10 protein-coding genes are annotated in these 14,319 nt (G+C 72.7%); 5 read left to right on the top strand and 5 right to left on the bottom strand.

Translation table 11 applies throughout. The features are described 5' to 3' along the window. Nucleotides 1-189 precede the first annotated feature (189 nt). From H1226_RS27720 to H1226_RS27705, 4 genes are all read left to right on the top strand, one after another. Complete coding sequence (locus H1226_RS27720; RefSeq protein ID WP_258344406.1) at nucleotides 190-1,416, top strand: MFS transporter; 1,227 nt, start codon at nucleotides 190-192, stop codon at nucleotides 1,414-1,416. 234 nt (nucleotides 1,417-1,650) lie between these two features. Next, a complete protein-coding gene (locus H1226_RS27715) occupies nucleotides 1,651-3,705 on the top strand; it encodes a PhoX family protein (protein ID WP_258344400.1) in 2,055 nt (684 codons plus the stop codon). A 291-nt stretch (nucleotides 3,706-3,996) separates the two neighbouring features. Then, nucleotides 3,997-4,680: an SDR family oxidoreductase gene (locus tag H1226_RS27710; RefSeq protein ID WP_258344398.1), complete on the top strand. Its 684-nt coding sequence runs from the start codon at nucleotides 3,997-3,999 to the stop codon at nucleotides 4,678-4,680. Between the two features lie 97 nt (nucleotides 4,681-4,777). Then, entirely contained in the window at nucleotides 4,778-5,110 is a 333-nt protein-coding gene (locus tag H1226_RS27705) for a YnfA family protein (protein WP_224960536.1), read from the top strand. Nucleotides 5,111-5,180: 70 nt separating this feature from the next. Here H1226_RS27705 and H1226_RS27700 read toward each other — a convergent pair whose 3' ends face one another. Continuing rightward, nucleotides 5,181-5,711: an OmpA family protein gene (locus H1226_RS27700; protein ID WP_224960534.1), complete on the bottom strand. Its 531-nt coding sequence runs from the start codon at nucleotides 5,709-5,711 to the stop codon at nucleotides 5,181-5,183. A 330-nt stretch (nucleotides 5,712-6,041) separates the two neighbouring features. On the opposite strand from H1226_RS27700, the gene H1226_RS27695 reads away from it, so the two are divergent. Continuing rightward, on the top strand, nucleotides 6,042-7,886 hold the full coding sequence (locus H1226_RS27695) for an acyl-CoA dehydrogenase (RefSeq protein WP_258344395.1): 1,845 nt from the start codon (nucleotides 6,042-6,044) through the stop codon (nucleotides 7,884-7,886). A 94-nt stretch (nucleotides 7,887-7,980) separates the two neighbouring features. Here H1226_RS27695 and H1226_RS27690 read toward each other — a convergent pair whose 3' ends face one another. From H1226_RS27690 to H1226_RS27675, 4 genes are all read right to left on the bottom strand, one after another. After that, nucleotides 7,981-9,015: a zinc-dependent alcohol dehydrogenase family protein gene (locus H1226_RS27690; protein ID WP_258344392.1), complete on the bottom strand. Its 1,035-nt coding sequence runs from the start codon at nucleotides 9,013-9,015 to the stop codon at nucleotides 7,981-7,983. A 122-nt stretch (nucleotides 9,016-9,137) separates the two neighbouring features. After that, nucleotides 9,138-11,609, bottom strand: a complete 2,472-nt coding sequence (locus tag H1226_RS27685; RefSeq protein ID WP_258344391.1) for a VanW family protein — start codon at nucleotides 11,607-11,609, stop codon at nucleotides 9,138-9,140. 148 nt (nucleotides 11,610-11,757) lie between these two features. Then, entirely contained in the window at nucleotides 11,758-12,078 is a 321-nt protein-coding gene (locus tag H1226_RS27680) for a GroES family chaperonin (RefSeq protein WP_224960526.1), read from the bottom strand. Nucleotides 12,079-12,128: 50 nt separating this feature from the next. Continuing rightward, complete coding sequence (locus H1226_RS27675) at nucleotides 12,129-14,030, bottom strand: NHL domain-containing thioredoxin family protein (protein ID WP_258344389.1); 1,902 nt, start codon at nucleotides 14,028-14,030, stop codon at nucleotides 12,129-12,131. Nucleotides 14,031-14,319: the final 289 nt, after the last annotated feature.

The raw sequence follows: 14,319 nt of genomic DNA, 5'->3' as shown, positions 1-14,319 counted from the left end.
CGGCGGTTCCGGGCGGGCTGCTCCGGTCGCGGCGGTGCGCTGCTGCGGATGGAGCCGGCGGGGCTGTGTGCCTGCTCATGCGGACTGGCCGGAGAACCACCAGAAAGTTAGCATTGCGAACGAACTACCCGGTGGGCGGCACGCGAGACGCGGAACGGCTCACCCCGAGACGCTGAGGAGTGGCGGCCGATGAGCGGCACGCACGACGTCCGGTTGCTGGACGTCTTCAAGGGCCAGCCGAAAGCGGTGTGGATCACCGCGTTCGCCGCGGTCATCGCCTTCATGGGCATCGGACTGGTGGACCCGATCTTGCTGTCCATCGCACAAGCCCTGCACGCCGGACCCGAGCAGGTGACGCTGCTGTTCTCGTCCTACCTGGGAGTCCAGGTGGTGGCGATGCTCGTCACCGGCGCGTTCAGCGCCCGCTTCGGGCCCAAGCGGACCGTCGTCACCGGCCTCGTGCTGATCGTGCTGGCCACGCTGGCCTGCGCGGTCGCCGGATCCATCGGGCAGCTGGTGGCGCTGCGCGCGGTGTGGGGCCTGGGCAACGCGTTCTTCATCGCCACCGCGCTGTCGGTGATCGTCGGCGCGGCCAGCGGTGGCCAGCAGGCCGCGATCCTGCTGTACGAGGCGGCGCTCGGCATCGGCCTGTCCACCGGCCCGCTGCTCGGCGCGCTGCTGGGCAACATCTCCTGGCGGGGGCCGTTCGCGGGGACCGCGGTGCTGATGGCGATCGCGCTGGTGCTCTCGGCCGGGTTCCTGCCCGCCGACGACGCGGACCCGGCGAAGCGGCCGAAGGTGCGGCTGCTCGACCCGCTGCGCGCCCTCGGGCACGGCGGGCTGCTGCGCACCGCGCTCGGCTCCGCCTTCTACACGGCCGCGTTCTTCGTGGTGCTCGCGTGGGCGCCGTTCGTGCTGGAGTTCGGGGCGATCGCGGTCGGCCTGGTGTTCTTCGGCTGGGGCCTGTGCGTGGCGGTGGCGGGCGTGACCCTCGCGCCGAAGCTCGCCGCCCGGTTCGGCGACGCCGGCGGGACCGTGCTCGCGGTGCTGCTGTACGCGGTGCTGCTGCTGGTGATGGCGGTCGGGTCGAAACCGGTCGTGGTGGTGGCGGTGATCCTCAGCGGTATCGCCTCCGGCCTGCTGAACACGCTGTTCACCGGGACCGCGATGAGCATCAGCGACGCGCCGCGCTCGGTGGCCAGCGCCGGGTACAACTTCTGCCGCTGGTTCGGCGGCGCGGTCGCGGCGACGCTGGTCGGGCACGTCGCGGACTGGTTCGGCTCGGCGCACGCCCCGTTCGCGGTGGCCGCGGCGCTGTGCGTGGTCTCGGCGGGCCTGCTGCTGGTGGACCTGCGCAAGCGCCGGGATCCGCACCGCGTGCCGGTGGAGGCCGCCGCCGTCGGCGAGGAGTTCTGACCCGTCCCGGCACCGGACGAACGGACCGCCCGTCCGGCGGTCCGTTCGCGTCCGCCCGGGTGCTGCTCGCGGAGGGTGAGGGGACGTTGCGGTCCGGCGACGCGATAGAGGGGTCGGCCGACGTGTCCGACGACCGAGCGTCATGAGTTCGGGTGCTGTTCACCTGCACGTCCAGGGGACCTCGCCTGATCGGCATAGCGTCCAGGTGTTCCTGACTGACACCTGGAGGTCCGTGTGTCCACCCGACCGGACGGCGGGCGGGTCGTCCCGCTGCCACTGCTGTCGAACCACTCCGCCCGCCGGGCATCGGCCACCTGCAAGTACCGCTGCGGCAACGCCTGCGCGCACGAGGCGCCGAACACCTCCGGCAACGGCTACTTCGGCGACGTCGTCGCGAGCGTCCTGAGCCGCCGCGGCGCGCTGAAGGCGGGGGGTGTGCTGGCGCTGGCGGTCGGCGGGGCCGCCGCCCTGTCCGGCACCGCCGCCGCGGCCACCGCCCCGCGTCCCGCCGGTCGTCCCGTGCCGGGCACCGACTTCGCGCCGGTCGCGCCGAACCAGGAGGACCGGCTCACCGTCCCCGAGGGCTACGCGCAGGGCATCGTGATCCGCTGGGGCGACCCGCTCGTCGACGGCGCCCCCGAGTTCGACTTCCACCACCAGTCGGCGGCGGCGCAGGAGAAGCAGTTCGGCTACAACAACGACTTCGCCGGGTTCGTCCCGCTCGACGCGGCAGGCAGGCGCGGGCTGCTCGTGGTCAACCACGAGTACACCACCGAGTCGCACATGTTCCCGGACTACGACGAGGACGACCCCACCGAGGAGCAGGTCCGCATCGCCTGGGCCGCGCACGGCCTGTCCGTCGTGGAGGTCGCGAAGGAACGCGGCAAGGGCCTCGTCGCGCGGCGCGGCGAACGCAACCGGCGCATCACGCTGAACACCGAGTTCGAGGTGCGCGGACCCGCCGCGGGCAGCGACTTCCTCAAGACCTCCGCCGACCCGACCGGCACCCGCGTGTTCGGCACCCAGAACAACTGCGCGGGCGGCGTCACCCCGTGGGGCACGATCCTGTCCGGCGAGGAGAACTTCCACCAGTACTTCGGGCACTCCGAGCTGATCACCGAGCCGGTCGCGGCCGAGCGCTACCGGCGCTACGTCATCGGCACCGGCGAGACCGACCGCAAGTGGGAGCGCTTCGACCGCCGCTGGGATGTCTCGCAGGAGCCGAACGAGCCGAACCGCTTCGGCTGGGTCGTCGAGATCGACCCGAACGATCCGACGTCCACCCCGGTCAAGCACACCGCGCTGGGCCGGTTCAAGCACGAGGGCGCCACCATCCAGATCGCCGACGACGGCCGGGTGGTCGCCTACTCCGGTGACGACGAGCGCTTCGAGTACATCTACAAGTTCGTCTCAAACGGCCGGTACAAGCCGGGCCGCAGCGCGCACGCGCGGCGGCACAACTCGGCGCTGCTCGACGACGGCACCCTCTACGTGGCCCGCTTCCACGGCAACAGCCCCGCCGAGGAGATCGACGGTTCGGGCGCGCTGCCCGCCGACGGGCACTTCGACGGCACCGGCGAGTGGTTGAAGCTGGTCAGCGGGAACGAGTCCTTCGTGCCCGGCTTCAGCGCCGAAGAGGTCTACGTGTTCACCCGGCTCGCCGCCGACGCGCTCGGCGCGACGAAGATGGACCGGCCCGAGGACATCGAGCCGAACCCGGTCAACGGCCGCGTCTACTGCGCGCTGACGAACAACAGCAACCGCGGCTCCGCGGACAACGCCCCGGTCGACGAGGCCAACCCCCGGGTCGGCAACAAGCACGGGCACGTCCTGGAGTTCGCCGACGACACCGCGGGCACCCGGTTCCGCTGGAACCTGCTGCTGGTGTGCGGCGACCCGAACGACCCGGGCACCTACTTCGGCGGCTTCGACAAGTCCCAGGTCAGCCCGATCTCCTGCCCGGACAACGTCACCTTCGACCGGTTCGGAAACCTGTGGATCACCACCGACGGCAACGAGCTCGGCTCGAACGACGGGCTGTTCGCGGTGCCGGTGGACGGACCGGAGCGCGGCAAGGTGAAGCAGTTCCTGACCGTGCCGGTGGGCGCGGAGACCTGCGGTCCGGTGGTCCTCGACGACCTGGTCACGGTCAACGTGCAGCACCCGGGCGAGGACGCCGAGGACGCCCAGCACCCCACGTCGCACTGGCCGGACGGCGGCGACTCGCAGCCGCGGCCCTCGGTGGCCGTGGTGTGGCGGGAGGACGGTGGTGAGATCGGCCGGCGCTGATCTCACCTGCGAGCGCGGGGGCCTTCCGAACACGGGAGGCCCTCGTTGCGCTCGCCGGTGACCGGGGAACGCCCGATCACCAGGCGCGGAAGGATCCCGGCGCGCACGTCCCGAGGCGACCCCGGAGCACCCGAACGCGGGCGTCGCGCTCCGCGGGTGCACCAACGCCCCGCGCGGCGCCGGTCCACCGGAAGGCCCCGGAGCACCCGCCCGACCGCGGGCGGAGGCCATCCGGCCCGGTGGGGCGCCCGGCGCACCGTGCGCGCACGTGCGACGGATACGATTCAGGCCATGTCTGAACGTCCGATCGCCCTGGTCACGGGTGCTTCCCGCGGCATCGGGGCCGCCACCGCCCGCGCCCTGTCCGAGACCCACGACGTGCTGCTCGGCGGCCGGGACGGCGAAGCGCTGCGGGAGCTGGCGGCGGAGATCGACGGTGCCCGCCCGTGGCCGGTGGAGCTGACCGATCCGGACGCGGTGGCGGCGGCGGTGCGGGACGTGGACCGGCTGGACGTGCTGGTGCACAGCGCGGGTCTGGTGGAACTCGGCGCGGTCTCGGACGTGTCGGTCGACTCGTGGCGGCGGACCTTCGAGCTGAACCTGTTCGCGGTCACCGAGCTCACCCGGCTGCTGCTGCCCGAGCTGCGCGCGGCCTCCGGGCACGTGGTGCTGATCAATTCGGGTTCGGGCTTGAACGCGAAGCCGAACTGGGGCTCCTACGCGGCGAGCAAGTTCGCGCTGCGCGCGTTCGCCGACGTGCTGCGCGCCGAGGAGGCCGCGAACGGCGTCCGGGTGACCTCGGTCTTCCCGGGCCGGGTCGACACGGACATGCAGCGCGGCGTGGTCGCGGCCGAGGGCGGCGAGTACCGGCCGGAGCGCTTCCTGACCCCGGAGTCGGTCGCCGGGCCGGTCTGCACCGCGGTGCGCGCCACCGGCGACGCCCACCTCACCGAGCTGGTCGTCCGCCCCTCCTGACGTCGCCGGGCCGCGGCCGCTGCGGGCGGCGGTCCGCGCACCGGGTCGCCGCCGGGGAGTCCGCAGGCCGGCGCCCGCCCCGGATTAGCGTGCTCGGGTGACCGTGCTTCGTTCGATCGTGCTGTTCGCCCTCGCCGCCGTCGCCGAGATCGGTGGTGCCTGGCTGGTCTGGCAGGGGGTGCGCGAGCACAAGGGCCTGCTGTGGATGGGCGCCGGCGTGCTCGCGCTGGGCGCCTACGGGTTCGTCGCCACCTTGCAGCCGGACGCGAACTTCGGCCGGATCCTCGCCGCGTACGGCGGGGTCTTCGTGGCGGGCTCGCTGGCGTGGGGCGTGCTGCTGGACGGGTTCCGGCCGGACCGCTGGGACCTGGCGGGCGCGGCCCTGTGCCTGGTCGGCGTCGCCGTGATCATGTACGCGCCGCGCGGCTGAGCCGGGCCCGGACGCGAGAACGGGAGGGAGCCCGCGGGCTTCCCTCCCGTCCCCAGGTTGATCGGTGCCGCTACTGGACGGCGATCGTCGCGTGCCGGTCCTGCTCGGTACCGCCTTCCGCGGTGCCCTTGCCGACGACTTCGAGGCGTTCCTTCGGGACGCCGGCCTCGGTGAACGCGTCCGCGACGGCCTGCGCCCGCTGCTGGGACAGCTCCTGGTCCTTCGGCGACGGGTTGCCGGTGTCGGCGACGTAGCCGGTGATGGTGAACTTCAGCTCCTGCGGCGCGGACTTCGCCAGTTCGGCGGCCTTCTTCGCGGTCTGCTCGCCCTGCTCGGTGAGGTCCGCGCTGTCGGCCTCGAAGGTGATCGGGCTCTGTGCGAGGGCCTGGTCGATCTGCTGCTGCAGGGCCGTCTTGGCGGCCGCCGGGTCCGGGCTCGGCGGCGGTGCCGGGGTCTGCTCCTGCTGCTGCGCGGGCGGCGCCGGTGGCACCTCGCCCTCCTGGCCGCCCTGGCCCTGGTCGTCACCGCCGCCGGAGCAGCCTGCGAGGAGCGCGACGAGCGCGGCCGCCGCCACGCCGTAGGGGGCTGTTCTTCGATCCATGCCGACCTCCGCGAATCGGGCTCGCCGGGCGCGGCGCGCGTGGGGCGCCCGGAGCGTGGGTCCCTCCATTGGATGTCGAGGTGGAGGTCCGGGCAGGTCGGGTTTCGGGCTCCCACGCGATCGTGTGAAGCCGTCCGGGTTGCGCGATCGGCCGCGGGTGGGGGCGAGATGCCCGGTTCGGCGCATGTCACAGGGCTTTCCCGGTGGTTTCCGGCCTACCCGCTCGACAGAAGTTACTGCGGGGTAATACTCTGGAGTTACCGACGAGTAAGGCCATGTCCGGAGAGCGGGGCCGGCTCGGATCATCAGTGCGGAGAGGGAGCCTGCGAAATGGGCCACTACAAGAGCAACGTCCGCGATCTCGAATTCAACCTGTTCGAGCTCTTCAAGGTGCAGGACCGGCTCGGCACCGGGGCGTTCGAGCAGTCCGACGAGGACACCGTGCGCGGTGTGCTCAGCGAGCTCAACGCGCTCGCCACCGGGCCGCTCGCCGAGTCGTTCGCGGACGGCGACCGCACCCCGGCGAAGTTCGACCCGAAGACCCACTCGGTCACGCTGCCGGAGTCGTTCAAGAAGTCCTACCAGCAGGTCATGGACGGCGAGTGGTGGCGGCTCGGGCTCTCCGACGAGCTCGGCGGCTACGGCATCCCGCCGACCGTGCAGTGGGCCACCTCCGAGCTGATCCTCGGCGCCAACCCGGCCGTGTACATGTACATGGCGGGTCCGCAGTTCGCCGGGATCGTGCACAAGAACGGCACCGAGGAGCAGCGCGCCTGGGCCGACCTGATGATCCAGCGCGGCTGGGGCGCCACCATGGTGCTGACCGAGCCGGACGCGGGCTCCGACGTCGGCTCCGGGCGCACCAAGGCCGTCAAGCAGGCCGACGGCAGCTGGCACCTCGACGGCGTGAAGCGGTTCATCACCTCCGCCGACCAGGACATGACCGAGAACATCATGCACCTGGTGCTGGCCCGCCCCGAGGGCGACGGCGTGGAGAGCAAGCCCGGCACCAAGGGCCTGAGCCTGTTCCTGGTGCCCAAGTTCCACTTCGACGGCACCACCGGCGAGCCGGGTGAGCGCAACGGCGCCTTCGTCACCAACGTCGAGCACAAGATGGGCCTGAACGCCTCCGCCACCTGCGAGCTGACCTTCGGCCAGCACGGCACGCCCGCGCAGGGCTGGCTGCTCGGTGAGGTGCACGACGGCATCGCGCAGATGTTCCAGGTCATCGAGTACGCCCGGATGATGGTCGGCACCAAGGCCATCGCCACGCTGTCCACCGGCTACCTCAACGCGCTGGAGTACGCCAAGGAGCGCGTGCAGGGCGCCGACCTCACCAAGGCCACCGACAAGACCGCCCCGCGCGTGGCGATCACGAACCACCCCGACGTGCGTCGCATCCTGCTGCTGCAGAAGGCGTACGCGGAGGGCCTGCGCGCGGTGTACCTCTACACCGCGACGTACCAGGACCAGATCGCGCAGGGCAAGGCGAGCGGCGCGGACGTGTCGCTGGCCGAGCAGGTCAACGACCTGCTGCTGCCTATCGTGAAGGGCGTCGGCTCGGAGCGGGCGTACGAGAACCTGACGCTGTCGCTGCAGACCCTCGGCGGCTCCGGCTACCTGCAGGACTACCCGATCGAGCAGTACATCCGGGACGCCAAGATCGACAGCCTGTACGAGGGCACCACGGCGATCCAGGCGCAGGACTTCTTCTTCCGCAAGATCGTCCGCAACAACGGCGCCGCGCTGGGCCACCTCGCCGCCGAGGTGCAGAAGTCGCTGGAGGCCGAGGGCGCGGACGACCGGCTCAAGGAGGAGCGGGCGCTGCTCGCGAAGGCGCTGGACGACGCGCAGGGCACCCTCGGCGCCGTCTTCGGCTTCCTGACCTCCGCACAGGAGGACGTGACCAACATCTACAAGGTCGGCCAGCACGCCGTGACCGTGCTGATGAGCATGGGCGACCTGCTCATCGGCTGGCTGCTGCTGCGCCAGGCCGAGATCGCGCTGGCGGCGCTGGACGCGGGCGCCTCGGCGAAGGACCAGCCCTTCTACCAGGGCAAGGTCGCGGTGGCCCGGTTCTTCGCGAAGAACGTGCTGCCGGAGCTGACCGGCCGCCGCAAGATCGTGGAGAACGCGGACAACTCCATCATGGAGCTGGACGAGTCGGCGTTCTGATCCGACGCGAGACCGGCGTGGGCGTCCCCCTCGGTGGCGGGGCGCCCACGCCCGTTCTCGCGGTCAGGCCCCGCCCGGCCGGGCGGGACCCCGGTCAGACCCGGACCAGCGCCTTGAGCGCCTTCCGGTCGGCCATCGCCCGGTACGCGTCCGGCACCCCGTCCAGGTCGGTGACGTGGTCGAACACCCGGCCCGGCCGGACCGCGCCGGAGAGCACGTCCGGCATCAGCTCCTCGACGTAGGCCCGCGCCGGGCAGACGCCGCCGCCGATCCGCACGTTGCGCATGAACAGCTCCCGCAGGTCCACGCCGCCGCCCTCCTGCGGGACGCCGACGTAGCCGATCGCGCCGCCGTCGCGGACCAGGCGGGTCGCGGTCGCCATCGACTCGGCGGTGCCCACGCACTCCAGCACCGAGCGCACGCCCTCGCCGCCGGTCAGCTCCCGCACGCGCCGCACCCCGGCGTCGCCGCGCTCCGCCACCACGTCCGTCGCCCCGAACTCGCGGGCCAGCTCGGTGCGGTCCGGGTGCCTGCCCATGATGATCAGGCGTTCGGCGCCGAGCCGGGCGGCGGCCAGCACCCCGCACAGGCCGACGGCGCCGTCACCGACCACGGCCACCGAACCGCCCCGCCGCACCTCGGCGGACACCGCGGCGTGGTGCCCGGTCGGGAACACGTCGGCCAAGGTGAGCAGCGAGGGCAGCAGCGGATCGTCCTGCTCCACCGGCAACCGCACCAGCGTCCCGTCCGCGTGCGGCACCCGCACCGCCTCGCCCTGCGCGCCGTCCTCGCCGGGCGAGCCGTACACCCCGCCGGACGGGCAGGACGTCTGCAACCCCTCCCGGCAGAACCGGCAGGTGCCGTCGGAGAAGGTGAACGGCGAGACCACCAGGTCACCCGGCCGCACCGACCGCACCGCGGACCCGGCCTCCTCGACCACGCCCAGGAACTCGTGGCCGATCCGCTGCCCGGCCTCGTCGCGCTCCATGCTCTTGTACGGCCACAGGTCGCTACCGCACACGCAGGTCAGCACCACCCGCACGACCGCGTCCGCCGGTTCCCGCAGGGCCGCGTCCGGCACCTCCTCCACTCGCACGTCGCCGGCTCCGCGGATCACGGTGGCTCGCATCGCTGGCTCCCTCGGTCGGGTTCGTCGTCCCCCACCGGGTGCCCGGGTGCGGCGCGGCCGATGCCTCGGAACGCGGACGAGGCCCCTCCCGGAACCGGGAAGGGCCTCGTCGGCGGTGCGGGTCAGGGCGCCGGTGGCGCGCCGCAGTGGATGATCGGCTGCGGGTTGTAGACCGTCTTGGTCGGCTTCTCCTTCTTGACCTTCCCGGTCTTCACGTCGGTCAACGTGCGGGTGTCGGTGACGGTGAAGCCGCCGTTGCCCTTGCTGGGGCTGCACGGCTCGCCCGGCGGCACGACCTTCTCGTGCGGGGGCTTCTCGTTGGTGCGCGGACCGGTCTCGGAACCCACGTCGTACTGCTTGGTGCCCCAGAACTTCACCGTGATCGACGACGGCGTCCACTCCGTGGTGATCATGATTCCGCTGGCGAGCGTGTTCTTGAACTTCACGTCGATGACGCTGCTGCCGTCCGGGTTCTGGAACACCGTGGCCTCGCGGCCCGCCGGGTAGCGGCTGATGTAGTAGCTGTGCTCCTTGTGCTCCACGTCCTGCACGCCCGCGAAGTACGAGGCGTTGAACAGGGTGGTCGCGAACTGCGAGATGCCGCCGCCGACCGCCTTCGCCGGGCGGCCGTCCTCGATGATCCCGGACTCCACGTAGCCCTGCGCGGTGCCGCGCGGGCCGGTGTGGCCGTTGAGGCTGAACGTCTCGCCCGGCTTGATCACCGCGCCGTTGACCTGCTCGGCGGTGCGCCGGATGTTCACCCCGGACGCCGCTTCGAAGCCGCCGGTCTGGAACTCGCTGATGACTTCCCTGATGCCGAGGCCGTTGGCCTGGTCGGTGCTGAACGCGGGCGGCTGCTGCTCGTAGACGGCCTGCACCGTGCGGTCCTGCTTCTTGCGGGCCACGTCCAGGAGCTTCTCGAAGCTCTTCTCCCAGTTGACCCCGCGGCCCTCCAAGGAGGGGCGCACCACGGGACGGCCGCCTTCGAGGACCACCTCGGCGTCCTTCGCCGGCTTCATCGTGTCGAGCAGCTGCGGCTCGACCCCGCCGATCACCGTCGGCAGGTCGAGGTGCGAGCGGAGCCCGCCCTTGCCGTCCGGTTCGAAGCGCAGCGCGGCGGCCACGGTCTCCGGGGCGAGCGCGGCGTCGTGGCCCTCGCCCTTGATCGCGATCGGACCGGACACCGCGGGCTGGGCCACGTTCCGCAGCGCCTGGTGCACGCCGTCGGAGGTGGTGCTCACCGCCTGCTCGGTGAACGGGACCTGGACGGCGCCGCCCTTCGCCCAGTCCGCCATGACCTGGTCGGCGGCCACCTGCACGTCCACCGAACGGCCGGTGACGGGTTCGACCGCGACCGGGGTGGCGCCCTCGAACTTGATGGTGCCCTCGGAGGCCGGTCGCTCCAGGCGCGGCTTCACCTGCTCCAGCGCGGCCACGACCTGCTGCTCGTCGCCGTGGCTGACCGGGGAGATCTCGCGGTTGGTGAACAGCGAGGCGATCCGGGTGAACGGGTTCAGCGGCTGCGAACCGGCCTGCTCGATGGTGGCCGGCCAGTCCATCGTGAGCCCGGACTGCTCCGGGGAGATGGTGGCGGTGGAGTCCCCGGCCTGCAGCTTCACCGGCTGCTGCAGGTTCGGGCCGAGCTCCTCGCGCAGCTTGCGCTCCGCCGCGGCCGGGCTGAGCCCGCCGACCTGCACGTCGGCGACCGTGGTGCCGCGCGGCACGGTGCCGCTGCTGAACGTCAGGTCGCCCACGTAGAGCAGCAGCAGGACGCCGGCGGCGATCCCGGCCGCGATGCCGCCGCGGATCAGCTTGCGGCGGTCCTTGGGGCCGCTCTGCTCCGGCGGGTCCTCGGCGAAGCCGCCGCCGATGCCGCCGGCGAACCCGGCCGCCGACGGCGAGTTCGCGTCGGCGGGGACCTTCGGGATGTTCTGGGTGCGCTCGGAATCGACCTCGGGGTACGAGATCTGCTGGGTGGGCGGCGGGGCGGCGAACGAACCGCCCGAGGCCTGGACCGTCGGCTCCTGGCCGCTCACCGCGGGGTGCACCGCGGTCGACTCGGTCGAGCCGAGGAAACCGGGGGCGCCGAGGAAGTCCGTGGGCGAGGCGTAGGTGCCGCCGCTCTCGGCGGGGACCGCGGGGATGGTCTGGGTGCGCTCGGCGTCGTCCTCCGGCGGTTCCTGCCCGAGGCGCTGCGTGTCGTCGGCGCCGGACTGCTGCGAGAGCGGGCGGGTGCCGCGCTCGGCCGGGTCGGCGGATTCCGCCGGGGTTCCGGACGGTGCCTGCTCCGCAGCCGAGCCCGCCGAGCCCGCCGACGCGGACTGCGCCGTCGCGGATCCGGTCGACGCGGACCCGGCCGATGCCGATCCCGTCGATGCGGATTCGGCCGCGGCGAGCTGCTCCGCGGAGATCTGCGTGGTCCGCTCCGCCGCCGATTCCTCCGGCACGCCGGTGGGGGCCGGGGTGCTCGGCCGCGTGGCGTCCGCGGCGGAGCCGCCCGATGCGCCGGGCCGGTCCGCCCGGCCGGCCGGGTCGTCGCCCGCCGGTTTCCGGTTCGGATCGTCCCCGGATGAGACGTCGTAGTTTTCCGGCACCGCTTCCCCTTCATCGGTCTGGTCGTGCGGTGGGGTACATCAGCGAACAGGCGCCGGGGCGGTCCGTCAAGGACGCCGTGCCCGCCTCACCCCGACAGCGGCGGCACCTGGGAGGGGTGCCGGTCGCGGCTCGCGGTGGATCAGTGGCTCACAGGTACAGGCCGGTGCCCTGTTCGATCTGCTCGCTGGCCACGGCGTGCAGGTCGCGCTCCCGCATCACCAGGTAGGGCTGGCCCTGCACTTCGACCTCGAACTGCTCCTCGGGGTTGAACAGCACCTGGTCGCCGACCTTCACGGCCCGCACGTGGCTGCCCACCCCGAAGACCTCGCCCCAGAGCAGCCGCTTGGCCACCTGGGCGGTCGCCGGAATCACGATGCCGCCGCTGCTGCGGCGTTCGCCTGATTCCGCGGAGACCCGCACCATGACCCGGTCATGCAGCATCTGGATCTCGAGCTTGGCATCGGTCACCCGAAAAGTTTACGTGCCCGCCCCGGCGGGTCCGCCGCGCAGGGGGCCGCTCACGCTCCGGCGTCCATACCGCCCATCACCAGGGGCAGCCGCGGTGGGCCACCTGGCGCAACCCGCACCGGCACTCCCCAGTCCTGCCTGGTCAGGTTGCAGGTGGGGTGCTCGACGGCGGGGTCGTCGGTGCAGCTGGCGGCCTGCGCGACGACGTGCAGCACGCCGTGCTCGATGCCGTCGGCGAGCACCAGCCGCCGTTCCAGGTCGGTTCCGGTGCCCCCGCCTTCGACCAGGAGTTCCGGCGGGGACGCGGTGATCTCCAGCCGGGTGGAGGGCCCGTAGCGGTCGTCGAGCTTGCTGCCCGGCGGCGGGGTGAACACCACGGCGAGCCGCACCTCCCCGTCGCCGATCTCGGTGGCGGGCCGCGTGACCTGCTGCGATGCGCCTTCGACGAGCTTCGCGGAGACGCCGGGCGGCACCGGCCGCTCCAGCCGGTGCGCCGCGGAGGACACCACCACGAGCTCCCCGTCGACCACGGCCGCGCCGGACGGTTCGGCGAGGTGGGTGGCGAGCGTGGCGACCTCGTTCGATGCCGGATCGTAACGTCGGAGGGCCCCGTTGTAGGTGTCGCAGACGGCGACCGACCCGTCCGGCAGCACCGCCACCCCCAGCGGGTGCTGGAGCAGCGCGCTCTCCGCGGGGCCGTCGGCGTGGCCGAAGTCGAACAGCCCGGTGCCGATCGCGGTCCGCACCCGGAACCCGGTGCCGTCCGCTTCGATCCAGCGCAGCGCGGAGGTCTCGGAGTCGGCGAGCCACAACCGGTCCCCGCCGTCGGCGAGGCCGGAGGGCTGGGCGAAGAACGCCTCGGCCGCGTCCCCGTCCCGCAGGCCCTCCACGGTGGTGCCCGCGAAGCGCCGGACCTGCCCGGTGCGCGGGTCGAACAGCCCGAGCGTGTGGTTGCCCGCCATCGCGATGACGACGCCGCCCGCCGGTTCCCACCAGGCGACGTCCCACGGGCTGGTCAGCGGGGTGTCCGTCCCCGGGCCCCCGTCCGCGCCGTCGCGCCACTGCTCGCCGGTGCCCGCGACGGTCGTGACGTGCCCGTCGGCGAGCCGCACGCCGCGCAGCAGGTGGTTCACCGTGTCCGCGACGACCAGGTCGTAGCCGGCCTCGGCGGCGACGGCCGCGGGCAGCACCGCGATCCCGGCGGGCTCGGCGAAGGAGGCCTCGGCGGGCCCGCCGTCGCGGGCGCCGCGCTCGCCGCTGCCGATGCGGCGCAGCACCGTCTCGCCGTCCTGGGCGAACTCGACCAGCGAGTGGTTCGCGGAGTCGGAGACCAGCACGGTGCCCGGCCCGGCGGCGATCTTCGCGGGGAAGCGCAGCTCGGTGGCGGCGGGTTCCGGCGGCACGTAGGGGCCGTCGCCGCGGTGCAGGGTGCCCTTCGCGTCGTGCTCGGCGACCAGTTCGCGCAGCACGCTGCGCAGCGCGTCCACGTGGCCCTCGCCCGCGGCGACGTGCACCAGGTAGCCCTCGGGGTCGACCACGGCGAGCGTCGGCCACGCCTTGACGGCGTAGTTCTGCCAGGTCGTCAGCTCGGGGTCGTCGAGGACCGGGTGGTGCACGGAGTAGCGCTCGACCGCGGCGAGCAGCGCGTCCGGGTCGGCTTCGTGCTCGAACTTCGGCGAGTGCACGCCGACGGTGACCAGCTCGTCGGCGAACTCCTGCTCCAGCGGCCGGAGCTCGTCGATGACGTGCAGGCAGTTGATGCAGCAGAACGTCCAGAAGTCCAGCAGCACGATCTTGCCGCGCAGGTCGGAGAGCAGAACCTCCCGGCCGCCGGTGTTCAGCCACTGCCGCCCGGTCAGCTCGGGCGCGCGGACGCGGGTGCGGAGGTGCGACGCGGTACTCACGTGCGGAGTCAACAACACCGGCCGGGCGCCCTGTTCCCGCGTCCACATGCCGGGAAGTTCGCCCGGCGCGGGAATGGCGGGGGCGATCGGAAGCTTGATCCCGGTACGCGGATCGCGCCGGGTTCCGGCCGCGGGAGCGGCCGGGAGGAGGGGTGCGCCGGGGTGTCGAAACCCCGGAATTGGAAAGCCCCGCGGTGCTGCCAGGTCGGGGGTCCGACAGCACCGCGGGGTCACCATCCATATCGGCGGCACCCCCGGCGTTGTTACACACCGACCTCGGTGTGACTCAAGTCACGCCGTTGTGGGTGCCGCGGATGCCGCGAACGGCCGGTTCGCG

It is taken from the genome of Saccharopolyspora gregorii, from assembly GCF_024734405.1.
Taxonomy (GTDB): Bacteria; Actinomycetota; Actinomycetes; order Mycobacteriales; family Pseudonocardiaceae; genus Saccharopolyspora_C; species Saccharopolyspora_C gregorii.
Note: the sequence above shows the minus strand (reverse complement) of the source record. Positions and strands in the feature narration are given on the sequence as shown.